The following is a 15,204-nucleotide window of genomic DNA, read 5'->3' on the forward strand; positions in this document are numbered from 1 at the left end:
ATTATTCGAAGCGACGACGCGCGTTGGCTTCACGCGCTGCGCGAGCAACTTCAACTGACACTACCCGGCGACCCACCGGCCACAGTGCAATCGCCGCGATTTTGAAATTCGCAATGCCAACCGGGATACCAATAATCGTAATGCACTGGGCAATACCGGAGACAATGTGCATCAGGCACAACCACCAGCCGAAGAAAATCAGCCAGAAAATATTGAGCACGGTGCCTCCGGTATTCAACAGGACGTTTTTGCCCGCTGGATTAAGCTCATCGACATGAATCGCTTCGTTACCGTAGGGAAACAGCGAGAGTCGGGTAATTTCCCAGCATGAGCGGGTCAGGGGGAGAGTAAAAATCAGCACAATACTGACCAGCGTAGCCAGTAACCAGGCTAAGGTGGTGGCGAATCCCCCGAGCACAAAATTTAAAATATTCAGAACAGTACGCATAAACCCTCGGTTAACTCTGGTTTTCTGTGAATTCGGCAATTGTAACGTTTTTTTGGGCTGGAGCACGTTTTCTCTGGCGGTTACACTGATAAGCAAACCTCTTCGTGTGGATCCGCTTGAGTCTTATGGAACTGAAAGCAACTTCTCTTGGAAAACGTCTGGCACAACACCCTTACGATCGGGCCGTTATTCTCAATGCCGGGATTAAGGTTTCCGGCGATCGTCACGAGTATCTTATTCCCTTCAATCAGTTACTGGCTATTCATTGTAAACGCGGCCTGGTATGGGGTGAGCTGGAGTTTGTGCTCCCGGATGATAAGGTAGTACGTCTTCACGGTACTGAATGGGCAGAAACCCAGCGCTTCCATCACCATTTGAATTCGCTCTGGCAGCAGTGGAGTCAGGAAATGAGCGACGTCGCTGCGGGAGTTTTACAGCAGCAGTTGGAGGCGATCGCCACCCGCACCAGTGAGAATAAATGGCTGACGCGCGAACAGACGTCAGGACTACAGCAGCAGATCCGCCGCGCCTTTGCCGCATTGCCGCTCCCGATCAACCGGCTGGAAGAATTTGAAAATTGCCGTGAGGCGTTACGTCAATGTCAGGCATGGTTGAAGGACATTGAAGCTTGTCGCTTACAGCACAACCAGGCGTATACCGATGCCATGCTGGAAGAACATGCCGATTTTTTCCAGCAAATTGAGTCCTCGCCGCTGAATCCGGCCCAGGCGCGGGCGGTGGTGAACGGCGAACAATCATTACTGGTTCTTGCGGGGGCCGGAAGCGGCAAAACATCCGTATTGGTCGCCCGTGCGGGCTGGCTACTTGCGCGAGGGGAAGCGGCGGCCGAACAAATCCTGCTGCTGGCGTTTGGACGCAAAGCGGCCCAGGAGATGGACGATCGCATCCGTGAACGTCTGCATACGGAAGAGATCACCGCGAGGACGTTTCATTCACTGGCGTTGCACATTATTTCGCAGGGGAGCAAAAAAGTCCCGACGGTTAGCAAGCTGGAAAATGATGTTGCCGCGCGCAGCAAACTTTTTATCACGACCTGGCGTCAGCAGTGCAGTGAGAAAAAGGCACAGGCCAAAGGCTGGCGGCAATGGTTAGAAGAAGAGATGCAGTGGTCTGTACCCGAAGGTAACTTCTGGGATGACGAAAAATTACAGCGCCGGCTGGCTTCCCGGTTGGATCGTTGGGTTAGCCTGATGCGTATGCATGGCGGAGCGCAGGCGGAGATGATCGCCAATGCTCCGGAGGAGATTCGCGATCTGTTCAGTAAACGCATTAAGCTGATGTCTCCCCTGCTCAAGGCCTGGAAGGGCGCCCTGAAGGATGAGAATGCCGTCGATTTTTCCGGGTTGATTCATCAGGCTATTGTCATTCTGGAAAAAGGCCGGTTTATCAGTCCGTGGAAACACATTCTGGTCGACGAATTTCAGGACATTTCTCCTCAGCGTGCCGCCCTGTTAGCCGCACTGCGCAAGCAAAACTCACACACTACGCTGTTCGCCGTAGGGGATGACTGGCAGGCAATTTACCGGTTTAGCGGAGCACAGCTTTCGTTGACCACCGCATTCCAGCAAAACTTCGGTGAGGGCGACCGTTGTAATCTGGATACGACTTACCGTTTTAATAGCCGCATTGGTGAAGTTGCAAACCAGTTTATCCAGCAAAACCCTCATCAGCTTACGAAACCGCTCAACAGTCTGATGGCAGGCGATAAAAAAGCCGTCACGTTGCTCGATGAAAGTCAGTTGGATCTGCTACTGGATAAGCTGTCGGGATTTGTGAAGGCAGAAGAGAGAATTCTTGTGCTGGCGCGATACCATCATCTGAAACCTGCCAGTCTGGAGAAAGCTGCCACCCGTTGGCCTAAGCTACAGCTGGATTTCATGACGATCCATGCCAGTAAAGGACAGCAGGCAGATTACGTTATTGTTGTGGGGCTTCATGATGGGAATGATGGTTTTCCCGCCCCGGCCCGCGAGTCGATTATGGAAGAGGCGTTGCTTCCGGTGGTGGAGGATTTCCCGGATGCTGAAGAGAGACGCTTGCTGTATGTGGCGCTAACGCGTGCACGGCATCGGGTATGGCTGCTGTTTAATAAAGAAACACCGTCGTGCTTTGTGGATGAGCTTAAACAACTGGATGTTCCGGTAGCAAGAAAACCCTGAATAGCAGGCGGCAATTGCCGCCTGCCCGGCGTTTATTTGAGGCGCTCTGCCAGATAGCGGGCGTAATCTGGGATCAAGATGTCCGTTGCATCGTTGAAGTTTGGCGACTGGATAATAAAATCGGCGGTCGACACGTTGGTGGCAACCGGAATGTTCCATACCGTCGCCAGACGCAGCAGGGCTTTGACATCAGGATCGTGAGGTACGGCGTTCAGCGGGTCCCAGAAGAAAATCAGCACATCAATTTTCCCTTCTGAAATCAGCGCGCCCACCTGCTGGTCACCCCCCATCGGACCGCTCAGCATGGCGTTGACGTCCATTCCCGTCGCGCGTTGGATTAAGTTTCCCGTTGTTCCTGTGGCGTACAGAACGTGCTTTTCCAGCAACGGCTGGTGGCGTTCCACCCAGCTCATCAACATCTTTTTACAGTGATCGTGTGCAACCAGCGCAATATGTTTACGCGCTGGCAATGTGCGAGTTGTTAATTCCATAGTACAGCTCCCAAGTTAACCTGGTTACAGAGTACTGGAAGCTCTTGACGCTGCAAGAGAAAGACAAAAAAAATGCGTATGCGAACATAAATGTCATGAAGGAGGCTGTTTCTGAGCCCATTGCAAAAAGTTACTTCGCGTTTGTGCGTCGGCCTGTTGGTACCAATATTTTAAGCGCTGTTCGGTCAGCGTTTGCGACTGAGGCGGCACGCGATCCAGTTCAGATACCCCGGAAAGCAGCGAGCTGTCATCGGCCATCATCGTAGCAAACTGCGGTAATGACGCATGTTTAGCCGCTTTGTTATAGCGTTCAGTTTCCATTTCATAATTCACGATTTTCGCTGTGGATGTGATTGACAGAATATCCAGCTTGACGGGGATAGGCATGGAGTCCCCATCCAGCAATTCCACGCGTGGAGCGTCATCAAAATGCGCTGTGTCCCGCTCATTGTTCAGACGCGGGAGGTGAAAATTAACCTGGCTGACGAGTTGGGTATCAAAGCTGATGACCAGCGGAGGCGAAATATACAGACGTTCTTCGTGGCTGGACAAGCGAATGGTTTTTTCTACGCGAAATACGAGCTGGTGGCGACCATTTTCCAGCTCGATACTGTCGGCGCCACGCAGTAATGAGCTGGAAACTTTTTTTCCGTCCAGCACCAAAAGGTCAATATCATTAGACAGGCGTAATGAGGTAGCAAAAACGGTTACCGGCAAACACAGGGCAATTAAGGCTGTCACAATGCCGGCTTTCATAGGTTTCTCCTGTCCAGAAAATAGCTGCAAACATGTATCTAAATTTTTCGATAATCACGTTTACTAACATATAGACATATTTTTGAGTTTAGCTCTCATACGCCAGTATGGGATGAATGGTTGCGGGGGCAGGTTTGTCGTACACTTTGTTAAACAGCCTGGAGGAAAACGATGAAAGAGACCGATATTGCTGGCATTTTGACATCTACCCGCACGATTGCACTGGTTGGCGCAAGCGATAAACCCGATCGCCCAAGCTATCGCGTGATGAAGTATTTACTCGATCAGGGCTATCACGTTATTCCCGTTTCACCGAAGGTTGCCGGAAAAATGCTACTGGGGCAGCAGGGCTATGCAACGCTGGCGGATGTGCCAGAGAAAGTGGATATGGTCGATGTCTTCCGTAATTCTGAAGCGGCGTGGGGCGTCGCTCAGGAGGCTATCGCCATTGGCGCGAAGACGCTATGGATGCAGCTTGGCGTAATTAACGAGCAGGCGGCCGTGCTGGCGCGTGATGCGGGGCTGACGGTGGTGATGGATCGTTGCCCGGCGATTGAGATCCCGCGACTGGGACTGGCGAAGTAAAGTTTGACTGTCGCCGGATGAAACGTACAGGCCCGATAAGCGAAGCGCCATCGGGCCTGTGTTATTATCAATTACGCAGGCGTGGAGCCTGAAGCTGTTTACGGATTGTGCGCGCCAGTTCATCCATTGACGGTTGCTCCGGATGTTCTTCCTGTAGCTCGCTACTCAGTTGCGCTTCGGCCAGATACGTATGCACTGGCAGACCATTATCGTCTTCCATCACCACGTGATACCAGGGAGCGGCGCGAAGTTCGCTGTTAACCGCCAACTCATCGGCTGACGGCTCATCAAGCGAATATTCCGGGTCGATATCCACGACCACTCCGAGGTAACCTAACAGGGAATGGCGGACCTGCTGGCCGATACCGAATTTGCTGGCAATCATAGTCACCTCCCGGGAAATACATACCCTCTATGTAAGGGTAATATTCCACTTTTCAAGTTACATGATGCGACAGGCAAACCCTTTCAGATACAGCCCTTCCGGGTAGGTAGCGATCACCGGATGATCGGCGGCCTGACGGAACTGCTCTATAAATTGTACATCACGACCAGCATCTATTGCGGCATCAGCGATGATTTTCTGAAATAAATCGGTCGTCATCAGCCCGGAGCAGGAAAATGTCAGCAGTACGCCGCCTGGGTTCAGCAACTGAATAGCCAGCATATTGATGTCCTTATAACCGCGGCAGGCGCCCATCAACTGGCTTTTGTTTTCGACAAATTTCGGCGGATCCATCACGATGACATCAAATTTCTCTCCGCGATCGCGATAGGCGCGCAGCAGTTTGAACACATCATCACGCACGAACTCGGCTTTACTCAGATCCAGCTTGTTCAGTTCCACGTTCTGGCGGGCAATATCGAGTGCTTCCTGAGAGGTGTCGACGCTGACCACCTGACGGCATCCGCCCATTAATGCGGAGACCGCAAAGCCGCCGGTATAGGAGAAACAGTTCAGGACACGCTGGTTTTCCACATAACGACGCGTCGCCAGGCGGCTATCGCGTTGATCGAGGTAATAGCCGGTTTTGTGACCGTGCTGAATATCAACCAGCAGCTTCATCCCGTGTTCTTCGATAGGCAGCAGAGCAGGCGGCAGTTCGCCCGTGACGGGCCCTTGGGTCAGCGCCATACCTTCTTTTTTACGCACGGCCACATCGCTACGGTCATAAATAGCGCAGTCCGGGAAAACAATTTGCAGAGCACTAATCAGCGCGGCGCGTTGGTATTCAGCCCCCGCGCTGAGCAACTGCAATACCAGGAAGTTGCCGAAGCGGTCAATAGTGACACCCGGCAGGCCGTCGGATTCTCCGGCGATCAGACGGTAGCTGTCCAGACCGTCCTTTTTCGCCAGCCAGTCACGCCATGTCAGCGCCTTCTGCAGACGACGGGTAAAGAAATCAATGTCGATGGATTCAGACTTATCGAAGGTCCAGACGCGCGCACGGATCTGCGACGCCGGAGAGAACGCACCGCGCGCTATCCATTTCCCCTGGTGGTCAACAATATCAACGGTTTCACCGAGGTTGGCTTTACCTTCCATACGTGCGACCGCACCGGAAAATACCCATGGATGGCGGCGAAGTAATGATTTTTCGCGCCCCTTGGCTAACACTAAACGAGGATAATGTGGAATTGTAGATTCAGTCATGCGGAGCAACCTCTCACAAACAGTGACGCGGGTTGGATGAAAGTACCAACCTGAAACCATTAAAATAAAATGGCGCGTAGAGTAGCACAGATGATGAGGTCAATCATCAGCGTCTGGCGCTACTGCATGATGGTATGGCGGGGCCTCTGCTTATCGAGCGACGGTTTAATCTCACTGAACAGGTGCGACAACTTATTCAGTTATCCCCTGCTAATCTATGGACAGCTCAGGAGATTGCCGGTCATCTGTCCATCGGTACCTGTTCTTTCATTTATGTTGATAAGGAGAACCGCAATGTCGAAAGTCTGCATCATCGCCTGGGTCTATGGCCGGGTTCAGGGGGTAGGATTTCGCTACACCACCCAGCATGAAGCGCAACGGCTGGGGTTGACCGGCTATGCTAAGAATATGGATGACGGCAGCGTAGAAGTTGTCGCCTGTGGTGAAAGCGAGCGGGTGGAACAACTGATGAAGTGGTTGAAAGCCGGGGGACCGCGCAGCGCCAGGGTTGATCGGGTTCTCAGCGAACCGCACCGCCCTGGCGACGAGCTAAAGGGATTTAGTATCCGCTATTAAATACATTTCACCGGTTTCGGCAGGCCGGCAATTTTAGTTGCCTGCTTAGCTGGGCCTTTCGGAAACAGGCGATAGAGATAACGGCTGTTGCCTTTTTCTTCGCCAAACTTGTTGGCCATCGCTTTTACCAGCATGCGGATAGCGGGGGAGGTATTAAACTCCAGATAAAACTCGCGAACGAAACGCACCACTTCCCAGTGTTCGGGGGAGAGAACGATACCTTCGTTTTCGGCGATTTTCTCCGCCAGCGGCTCGCTCCATTGCGTGGTGTCTTTCAGATAGCCTTCGCTATCGGTCTCAATTTCATGGCCTGCAAAAATGAACATAGTGCTCTGTCGATAAAGTAAAAACCGCCCTTAGTTTAGCAAATAAGGGGCGGTGTGAGAAACCTCGACCTACAGAAGTAGCTGTAGCAGATTGTTGGCATTAAGCTTCTTCAGCGCGTTGCATTTATACGTCGAAACCTGTTTTTCGCTAATCTGCGTCATATGCGCAACATGTTTTACCGATTGACCGTTAACCAGCCTGTCGAGAACATTGAACTCCATGCCAGTCAGGCAGCAATTCAGACTGCGTACCCGACGGGGCTCTTTAGCAAGCAGATACGCCGCATCCACGACGGCAATTCTGTCATCAATGATATGTAAGGTCAGCGTGGCAAAACGCTTTCGTAAATGCGTGGCCAGTGCCCAGCCTTTTTCATTGCACACCAGATAAACCGTTCCCTCCCAGCGCCTGGCCTCCAGTTGAAGCAGAATGTCGACCAGCGCCAGATGCGTCCTCGCGACGGAAAAGCGGCAACGCACAACGAGGGTGTCGCAGGCCAACAGCGAACGGTGCCACTGTAACGCGCCGCTCTCAACTTGAGTGTGAGCGTTACGGCGCAGAAGGGCGTAGCGCAACCCTTCGGCATAAAAACGATTATTATCAAGAATGACGTAATTCACGGCGGCCTCTTTATAACGTACTGGGTGTGTAGATGATGCGTAGCGTGCCGGTGTAATCCCCGGCGTTTTTACTGCTGGCTGCAAACGCTGGGGTTTTCAGAACAATAGGGGCAGGTACGCACAGTACGCTCTCACGTCCGCCGGGCAGGACGACCTGACGCAGATGCTGCGGATCGTTGGTGCCTTGCCATACCAGGGTTTTACCGTTGGCGACGGTTTCGGTTGCGCCCGTGACGGGATTAGTGACGAAAACCTGATAGTCGAGACGATCCCGCGCATCGGTCTGACTTCCGCCGCGTCGCCGGATTGAAAATGCCTCTTCAGCACGGTCCGTTGAGGGGAGTCCGTCGTCTTCAAACCGAAGATAAGTGCGGGTGCTGGTACTGTTTTTGCCGTCGTACAGGCACATATCCAGCGTGTTTTCACCCTGGATTTCACTGCCACCCGGCCGCCCCGGGAAGTTGGTCAGGTTGAGGTTAACGATAGGCGTTGAGTGCGGAAATGCCGGCAGATAAATCTGCTGATTACCCGGATCGACAACCTCAATGCGCATCGTGGCCTGCCAGCTAGCAATGGCGCGATAGCCTGGACATCCGGTATTGGGGTCAGCGAAGTTCCCGCCGCAGTTGCCACTATCCCATTGACGCAGGTTCTGCTTCAGCGTTGCGGTCCAGATACCCGGCAGAGCGAGCTTTTCCAGTTCGCTTTTCACGATATAGAAATCGAAGTAGGGTTCTCTGGTCCAGTTTGCAACAATCTCTGTCCCTCCCGTGATAAAACTGGGATAGGTAAAGACTTTATTATTGAAAAACATGTAGTGGTCGCCATAGACCTTAAGATCCACCGTTTTGCTGGTAAGGGCATGCGTAAAACGTAAATTGATGGCATAAGGTGTCCCCGGGTTCGCCGTGAACCAGGCCGGGGCGGTCATGCAGGCGCCAACTGCGGAGTCGGTACGGGACAGACACGTCAGAGTATTACGTCCCCACTTTTGCGGATCGGCGACATCATAGCCGCTCGGTTCATGAACCCAGATATCAAAGCGCGCGGGGGGGGCCATGCGATCGAAACTGATATCGACGCTGGTGTTTCTTCCGGCAGGGGCCGCTGCCTGGGTCTGGCCCGCCCACAGGCTTAAAAAAAGTAAAATAATTAAGTGCTTGTTCACATCATTTCCCTTTTGTGATGTTGTCTGCATTCATGGCAGTTGGACCCGTTGGTACCGATCGTCCGGCGAGCATCAGCTGTGCCTGTTGCTGGACAGTATCCGGCAGGGCAGAGAAGGTTAATTCCCGGCAAGGGATCGACCCGACGTAACGCACGACGTCGCGCATACTCTTTACGTTCAGCTCGCACTGATAAAACTGCTGCTGACGCACCAGGTAGAGGTTATGCAGCAGAGCGTCGCTTTGAGCGCTAAACCCGCCGTTGCCAAGGTCGCTCCAGCCGTTAACGTTCAGTGGCACGCCGCCGATAAACGGCGAATGTCGCTCGTCAGTTAACTGGCCGAGCCAGGTGTAGCTTGCCGTGGTTTGCACGTCCCGGCGGAGCAGTTTGCCAGGCACCATAAACAACGTTCTGCTGCCTGAACCTTGTGTGATTTCACTGCTGGCACCCCGCGAGACATCCAGCGATTCGTTAATCGTCAACGTAGTCTGCTGATAGCCCGGCACGGCGAAGAGGGCGCGGCTATTGCCTGGAATGTCTGCACTGCCGCCGTTATCCAGCGACACGGCAATACTCGGATCCTGGGAATCTTCCGGTGTGGCAACGTTAACCGCGATGGCTGAAGCAGGACGTCCGTCGCTCCAGCGGCCCAGCCACAGACCAGAGCGCGACAGCGCAAGCGTGGAGTTGTAATTGCCGCTGCTGCTCAGGGTATGGCGCCGATCCTGACGATCCCAGGCATCGCTGACTGTCAGGCTCCCGTTGCCATATCGTCCGCCCTGGCGCGTGTAGGCAGAGGTATTGAGTGAATCGCTGTTAATACCTGATGCGCTCAGTCCATACTCATTTTCACCACGTGCGTCGGCATACCAGTTGTGCGCCACGTTATAGCTCAACTGGTTTTTTTCATGCTGCTGGTGCTGCCATGTCGCGCCCAGAGAGGTATAGCTTGTCGCATTGCCCTGATGGTTATGCGCCATTGACAGGCTCACGCTCAGGTAGCCGCCTTTATCCCTGCCTTCGCGTGAGTCATCGTTACGCATGAAAAGGTTAATGCTGCTGTTGATGTTCAGACCACGCGTGCTGAAAGCCGTACTCAAGCCACCCTGCCAGGCCCGCGTGCGTGAGCGGGTCATATAAACCGACTCCCAGGGCAAGCCTGCATCGTGGCGATCGTCACTGTCCGGGAGTTCCCGACGAGAAACGTACCGTCCTTCGTTGCGGTTATCCGAATATCCCAGGCTGGCGTACCAGGTGCCGACAGGGACGGAGAACATCACCGACAGGCTTCGGTAACAGCCATTTACGGCGTCATATCCCGCGCTTCGGGTATTGCAGTTTTCCGCTGATAACGCGTTGCGATAGAAGCTCAGTGAAAAGCCGTCGTTATAGCTGATTTGCTGAATATTGCCGCGTTGTCCTTCGCTGCCGTAAAGGTAGCTAAACCGGGTCGAGAGTACGCCATCGATCGGACCCGCATTGAAACCACGACTCCAGTCGAGTGCATTTTCCAGAAAACGTTGGTTTTTCTTTATCGCTGCGCCACTGGTGAGTGCCAGCGTTGGAGTGACTGGCAGGCGGACACCCGCCTGAGCGACCGCGCTACGTTCATCGTTTTGATTGTTATTGTCGGTTTCGCCTGCCTGCAGGAACCACTCGACGCGGTCAAACGGCGTAATACCGGTGCGGGTAAACGGTATCTGCTCGGTACGTGTCAGCCGGTTATTTTCATAGACGGACAGCGTCACGGTATAGCTCCCGTCGGGGAACGATCGCGTGTCCAGAGTCTGGGCCCCAGCATTGAGATAAAAACTGGCCAGCAGCTGATTGCCCCGGCGGGCGTCAATACGCGCATCATGGGAAAGCAGCACGGTGATGGGGGTACCCTTTGACTGCTGAACCGGATTGATCCATGCCCTTGTCGAGCCTGCGCGCAGGCCGCGAATTTTGCCCAGCGGCAGTTGGCTGAGGTTGATATTCCCACCAGCATTACTGAACAGATCGCGGGTATCCATCTCGCCTAACTGAATATAGTACTGACGCCAGATATCCTGGCGAAACCAGGCATTGTTGACGGTTATTTCTTGTTGCTGCTGGTGCCTTGAACGCTGCCCCAGCCAGGTCCAGTCGAGATTAAAGTAGCCGTCCTGCGTCATGGCCAGCGCGCCATTGCCCTGAACGGTGGCTGACTGGTAATCCCTGTCGGCAACAAAATTGATATTTTGTTGATGGATCAACGCATTCTCAGTGCCCTGCGTAGGCTGATACCACTGGTTTTCTGTGGTCTGTTTAGGCAGAAATTTCTTGTCCAAAAACAGGCTAATGCGCGCGTTATTCTCATCATAGATAATGGCCGCGCGATGGGTATCAATGTAATCACATCCCGTTGCGGAGCCATTGCTGCTGCACGCCAGGTTGCCGTTACGGGCAAGTGGAACGGCGAGAGCTGCAGACACGGTGGCAACGAGGGCAGGAGCGTCATTAAACTGACGTTTGATAGCCGCGACCACGGTTTCGGGTGCGACAAAACTGACCGATTCAAGTGTGATATCCGTTTCAAAAAGGCCAAGCGATTCGCCATAGAGGTTAACCTCTATCCACAGGCGCTGCGTTTTCGCCAGATCTTCAAACCCTGCCGGGACGGCCATCTCGGCGCAGGCGAGTTGGATGGATGCGGGTAATAAAGCAACTAAGAGGAGAGTATTTCTGTGAAACGCCATGACCAAGCCTCGACATCATCCTGACGTCAGACGGTGGGCACCCTCTGACGTTATCCCTTATGTACTGTGGTGTTACGCACCGCCTTCCGTGGTCGTCGCCTGCGTCAGCATCAGGCTGACAACGCCGCTGTACTGACCGGTTTTCAGAATGCCTTTGGTGGTCTGAGAAATGGTCAGTGGCAGTACCGCTGAACCGTTTTCAATGCTGCCTGGGAACAGTTCAGTTCCGGTAAATTCGGCATCGGTGGTAGACAGTGTTTTATCACCCAGAATCACCGTCATCGGTACAGTCTCGTCGCCATCCATATTGGTGAGCTTAGCTGCGCTAACGAGGCGCACTTTGACATTGCTGGTGGCGGAGTTAGACCACACCTTGGTGTTCAGGCGGTAGCTTTCCAGCCCACGACCTGGCAGGTACTGCATGTCGATGCTGGCCGGCAGTGGCGTGTTATCGGCCTGAGTCATATCCAACTGTGAGTCAACGCTGGCGTTGACGGTAATATCTTTTTGAATCGCCAGCGCGCTAAAGGACGAGGCCATCGCGGCAACAATCATCAGAGGTTTAATATAGTTACGCATTGATATCTCCATATTTACAAATGAGCACCTTGGCTCTTTAAACAAACTACGTGGGTTTTTACTGTGCCGTCGTGTTATTGCACGACGGGTAAATCAGCTTCTTCAGCGGTTTTATTCACCCAGTTGAAGTAGCGGAACTTATATTTCTGACCCTGTTTCATAGTGAGCGTTTTTAATTTCCGTTCAGTGTCCGGATAAATCGTCGCGTCTTCTTTTATCCATTTACACGATGAAACAGCATCACAAATACCAATCTCTCTGAGCGGCACACGCAATGTGCCGTTGTTTTTTAACGTTCCCCGGCGAGGGTCAATCGACAGTGAAATTACGTTTTCTTCTGGAGCAATGTGGACCAGTGCGCCCCAGATCACATTGACACCTAATGTCGCCATTGCTGCAGGGGTTTCTGCCTTGCCCGGAATAATGCTGTCAGGTTGTTTTACCCCTTCAAAATAGACACGCCAGGTGGTCTCTTTTTTCGGCGGTATAAGCGATACCAGACGAACAACGCGCATCGCGCCTGCAGCTAGAGCAAATTTCTCGGGCGTAACCACCACGCCACCTTCTTTCCACGAAGCGACGTCAATTTCTTTTTCCTGGGCCGTTCCGGGATTAAGAATTTTCTTTTGCCTCACCCGAATGAACTGAATATCATCCGTTTTTGAAGCCACCTTTATTTGCGCCGCACCGGATCTGTCTACATTTAGTTCCATGGGATACACGCTCATATTGGCCATTGTCATTTCTGAGAAAAATGGCAATGACAGCGCGGCGACATAAAAGGCGGTTGTCATGCTCACTCTTTTTTTCTGTTTCACAATCAGTCTGCCTGCTCTGAGTTTAAAGGCGGCGCGTTAACACCAGGACACCGTCTGCTTTCGTATCGCTTCAGGGCAGGGAAACTTTAACCAGAACAGCGGTTTGTGAAAATTTGTATTAGTTAACTCGTTATATACAGTTTTTTATCCTGCTTTTCTGGCTTTAAGGTTGTATAGTTAAGCGAAAATACCGCGGCCAAGGATGGGAGGAAAATTCCTTCTGATGAAAAAATAAGCAGGTCAGGGGGCGGTTTTCATATCGACGTACCAGGGAATAAAAAGCATGCGGTAACAGCCGAGAATAAAAGATGTTTTTTATATGCAATAATTCGTTGTTATTTGATCCTGAAGCACATGCAATAAGTCTTGTTGGACAACCCGAGTCTGTATTAACACTTTCGGCGCCAGCCGTTCGTCTTTTACAGGAATTCATTAAACACCGAGGACGCGACTTAAGCCGGGAGGAATTGATCGCTCGCGTGTGGGAAGAATTTGGCTTTACGCCATCAGGAAATAATCTCAATAAAGCGGTAAGCGAACTGCGTAAAAGCTTCCAGTCTCTGGGAGAGGGGCACGAATTGATCGTCACTGTCCCGCGCTATGGTTTCCGTTTTGATGCTGATGTGATTTTTCAGCCTGGAGAGAAAATTCAAGCCGTTGATCCGCAACCCCCCTCAGCGCAACAAGACGTTCTGCCCCGGCGAGTATCCCTGAAAAAGTGGTTCAGAATAGGGGCATTGATTGCCGTGCCGTTGGGAGCGATCTTTTACGTTAGCCGCCCGCAGGAGATAACTGTTCCGGCGAAATTAAAGCCGGTCCAGGAAAAAATCGCGCGTTGTAGTATCTGGGTCATCGAAGATCATGGACGGCCGTTAGTGCTATCAAAATTAGCTGAGCGACTGGAGGCCAATGACGTGGCTTGCGAGCGCGAGGAGTATGCTATTTATTTTTTCAGCGCCCGTTTTTCGCTTGCAACTGCTGATGAACTGTTTATCGGGGCCTGCCCGGTCAATAAAACACGTCTGTGCAAGACCATTCGCTATAAAAACGGGGCTGGAAAATGAAAATAAGGCTTCTTTTTGGACTGGGCGGAGCCTTGGTCGGCGGCGCGCTGGCGCTGTTTTACTATTGCGGCGCGACGGGAAAAAGCGATGTGCTGGCCTGCAGCACTGAATTTAACTTTACGCGCAATGAAGGGAAAGCAAGTGAAGTGAAGGTAAATGCCCTTGCTCAGTTCTATTTTCATCGGGACGGTACAGGGTTGACCACCTATAAAGGTGCGGCAAGAGCTGGCGGGCAAAATTTTATCGTTGACAGGGATGTAGACTTTACGTGGGAGCAGCGGGACGATGACAACGTCATTGTATTGACCTACACCAAAACCTGGCTTCGCCACAGTGACAATACGCCGAATGCCCAATGGGGGAGCTTCGCCTATCCGACCTCACGCTACTACCTGACGATCTCTGAACTTTCACCTGCTGTGTGGCTTATTCAGGACCGGCGCTATCCTACCTATATCTGCCGGGGTCAATAAGGTATAAAAAAAGAGAATGCCATTGGCATTCTCTTTTTTCGTATCAGTGATGCTGATTAATCGCGGCTGGCGAAGCCCAGAATGCTCAGCAGGCTGACGAAGATGTTGTACAGCGAAACGTACAGGCTGACGGTGGCACGGATGTAGTTGGTTTCACCACCACGGATGATATTACTGGTTTCAAACAGGATTGCGCCTGAAGAAATCAGAATAAACACCGCGCTGATCGCCAGATGTAAAGCCGGCAACTGCAGGAAAATATTCGCAACCATACCAATCAGCACCACCACGATCCCTGCCATCAGCATACCGCCGAGGAAGGACATGTCTTTCCGCGTGGTCAGCACATAGGCTGAGCAGCTGAAGAAGACCAGCGCCGTACCGCCCAAAGCCATGGCGATAACATCACCCATGCCCGCAGACAGGTATGTGTTCAGGATCGGTCCCAGAATGTAGCCCAGGAAGCCGGTGAAAGCGAAAGCTGACAGAATACCAACCGGTTTATCCGCCGTTTTATAGGTCAGGAACATCAGACCATACATACCCACCAGCGTCAGGATAAGCCCCGGAGAGGGCAACATCAGTACGGTACTGGCAGTCGCAGTGAGCGCCGAAAATGCTAGCGTCAGGCTGAGCAGGAAATAGGTATTGCGCAGCACCTTATGCGTGCTGAGTAGCGATGTACGATCGCGTGAAGAACTAATAATACGATCCATGAGTCACTCTCTTATGACAGATGTAATTAA

17 protein-coding genes and 1 pseudogene are annotated in these 15,204 nt (G+C 52.4%); 6 read left to right on the forward strand and 12 right to left on the reverse strand.

Annotation, left to right across the window (positions count from 1 at the left end; translation table 11 throughout):
* Window position 1 precedes the first annotated feature (1 nt).
* Window positions 2–448: a YccF domain-containing protein gene (locus KQJ19_RS04210; RefSeq protein WP_016152485.1), complete on the reverse strand. Its 447-nt coding sequence runs from the start codon at window positions 446–448 to the stop codon at window positions 2–4.
* A gap of 125 nt (window positions 449–573) precedes the next feature.
* Here KQJ19_RS04210 and helD point away from each other — a divergent pair, with 125 nt between their 5' ends.
* Window positions 574–2,628 carry a DNA helicase IV gene (gene helD, locus KQJ19_RS04215; RefSeq protein WP_216403369.1) on the forward strand — a complete coding sequence of 685 codons (2,055 nt, stop codon included), beginning with the start codon at window positions 574–576 and terminating at the stop codon, window positions 2,626–2,628.
* 32 nt (window positions 2,629–2,660) lie between these two features.
* On the opposite strand, the gene mgsA is transcribed toward helD, so the two are convergent.
* Together mgsA and KQJ19_RS04225 are read right to left on the reverse strand one after the other, a co-directional pair.
* Complete coding sequence (gene mgsA / locus KQJ19_RS04220) at window positions 2,661–3,119, reverse strand: methylglyoxal synthase (protein WP_016152487.1); 459 nt, start codon at window positions 3,117–3,119, stop codon at window positions 2,661–2,663.
* Between the two features lie 93 nt (window positions 3,120–3,212).
* Window positions 3,213–3,875, reverse strand: a complete 663-nt coding sequence (locus KQJ19_RS04225; RefSeq protein ID WP_016152488.1) for a DUF2057 family protein — start codon at window positions 3,873–3,875, stop codon at window positions 3,213–3,215.
* A 171-nt stretch (window positions 3,876–4,046) separates the two neighbouring features.
* Here KQJ19_RS04225 and KQJ19_RS04230 point away from each other — a divergent pair, with 171 nt between their 5' ends.
* On the forward strand, window positions 4,047–4,460 hold the full coding sequence (locus tag KQJ19_RS04230; RefSeq protein ID WP_016152489.1) for a CoA-binding protein: 414 nt from the start codon (window positions 4,047–4,049) through the stop codon (window positions 4,458–4,460).
* A gap of 67 nt (window positions 4,461–4,527) precedes the next feature.
* Here the strand turns inward: KQJ19_RS04230 and hspQ are convergent, their stop codons facing one another.
* Together hspQ and rlmI are read right to left on the reverse strand one after the other, a co-directional pair.
* The gene (hspQ, locus tag KQJ19_RS04235; RefSeq protein ID WP_016152490.1) at window positions 4,528–4,845 is read right to left on the reverse strand and encodes a heat shock protein HspQ; all 318 of its coding nucleotides are present in this window, start codon (window positions 4,843–4,845) and stop codon (window positions 4,528–4,530) included.
* Between the two features lie 57 nt (window positions 4,846–4,902).
* Window positions 4,903–6,114 (reverse strand): 23S rRNA (cytosine(1962)-C(5))-methyltransferase RlmI, encoded by a 1,212-nt coding sequence (rlmI, locus tag KQJ19_RS04240; protein WP_049283229.1) that lies wholly within the window; start codon window positions 6,112–6,114, stop codon window positions 4,903–4,905.
* 113 nt (window positions 6,115–6,227) lie between these two features.
* On the opposite strand from rlmI, the pseudogene KQJ19_RS23935 reads away from it, so the two are divergent.
* Both KQJ19_RS23935 and yccX read left to right on the forward strand, forming a co-directional pair.
* Window positions 6,228–6,410 (forward strand): annotated as a pseudogene (locus tag KQJ19_RS23935) (hypothetical protein); the annotation flags it as partial.
* Window positions 6,409–6,690 carry an acylphosphatase gene (gene yccX / locus KQJ19_RS04245; RefSeq protein ID WP_016152492.1) on the forward strand — a complete coding sequence of 94 codons (282 nt, stop codon included), beginning with the start codon at window positions 6,409–6,411 and terminating at the stop codon, window positions 6,688–6,690. The pseudogene KQJ19_RS23935 and the gene yccX, both read left to right, overlap by 2 nt.
* On the opposite strand, the gene tusE is transcribed toward yccX, so the two are convergent.
* The 6 genes from tusE to KQJ19_RS04275 form a co-directional block, all read right to left on the reverse strand.
* Window positions 6,687–7,016: a sulfurtransferase TusE gene (gene tusE / locus KQJ19_RS04250; protein WP_016152493.1), complete on the reverse strand. Its 330-nt coding sequence runs from the start codon at window positions 7,014–7,016 to the stop codon at window positions 6,687–6,689. The genes yccX and tusE overlap by 4 nt on opposite strands.
* Before the next feature lie 69 nt (window positions 7,017–7,085).
* Window positions 7,086–7,637 carry a LuxR C-terminal-related transcriptional regulator gene (locus KQJ19_RS04255; RefSeq protein ID WP_016152494.1) on the reverse strand — a complete coding sequence of 184 codons (552 nt, stop codon included), beginning with the start codon at window positions 7,635–7,637 and terminating at the stop codon, window positions 7,086–7,088.
* 10 nt (window positions 7,638–7,647) lie between these two features.
* On the reverse strand, window positions 7,648–8,805 hold the full coding sequence (locus KQJ19_RS04260; RefSeq protein ID WP_216403370.1) for a CfaE/CblD family pilus tip adhesin: 1,158 nt from the start codon (window positions 8,803–8,805) through the stop codon (window positions 7,648–7,650).
* Between the two features lies 1 nt (window position 8,806).
* The gene (locus tag KQJ19_RS04265) at window positions 8,807–11,524 is read right to left on the reverse strand and encodes a TcfC E-set like domain-containing protein (protein WP_216403371.1); all 2,718 of its coding nucleotides are present in this window, start codon (window positions 11,522–11,524) and stop codon (window positions 8,807–8,809) included.
* 72 nt (window positions 11,525–11,596) lie between these two features.
* Window positions 11,597–12,103 carry a CS1 type fimbrial major subunit gene (locus KQJ19_RS04270; RefSeq protein WP_016152497.1) on the reverse strand — a complete coding sequence of 169 codons (507 nt, stop codon included), beginning with the start codon at window positions 12,101–12,103 and terminating at the stop codon, window positions 11,597–11,599.
* A gap of 74 nt (window positions 12,104–12,177) precedes the next feature.
* Window positions 12,178–12,921: a fimbrial protein gene (locus KQJ19_RS04275; protein ID WP_047359363.1), complete on the reverse strand. Its 744-nt coding sequence runs from the start codon at window positions 12,919–12,921 to the stop codon at window positions 12,178–12,180.
* A gap of 308 nt (window positions 12,922–13,229) precedes the next feature.
* Here KQJ19_RS04275 and KQJ19_RS04280 point away from each other — a divergent pair, with 308 nt between their 5' ends.
* Window positions 13,230–13,985: a winged helix-turn-helix domain-containing protein gene (locus KQJ19_RS04280; RefSeq protein WP_016152499.1), complete on the forward strand. Its 756-nt coding sequence runs from the start codon at window positions 13,230–13,232 to the stop codon at window positions 13,983–13,985.
* Window positions 13,982–14,458, forward strand: coding sequence for a hypothetical protein (locus KQJ19_RS04285; RefSeq protein ID WP_016152500.1), 477 nt, complete (start codon window positions 13,982–13,984; stop codon window positions 14,456–14,458). The genes KQJ19_RS04280 and KQJ19_RS04285 overlap by 4 nt, the downstream gene beginning before the upstream one ends.
* Window positions 14,459–14,514: 56 nt before the next feature.
* On the opposite strand, the gene yccA is transcribed toward KQJ19_RS04285, so the two are convergent.
* The gene (yccA, locus tag KQJ19_RS04290) at window positions 14,515–15,174 is read right to left on the reverse strand and encodes an FtsH protease modulator YccA (protein WP_016152501.1); all 660 of its coding nucleotides are present in this window, start codon (window positions 15,172–15,174) and stop codon (window positions 14,515–14,517) included.
* Between the last annotated feature and the right edge of the window lie 30 nt (window positions 15,175–15,204).

The sequence above is a fragment of the Citrobacter sp. S46_ASV_140 genome (assembly GCF_018919545.1).
GTDB lineage: Bacteria > Pseudomonadota > Gammaproteobacteria > Enterobacterales > Enterobacteriaceae > Citrobacter > Citrobacter braakii.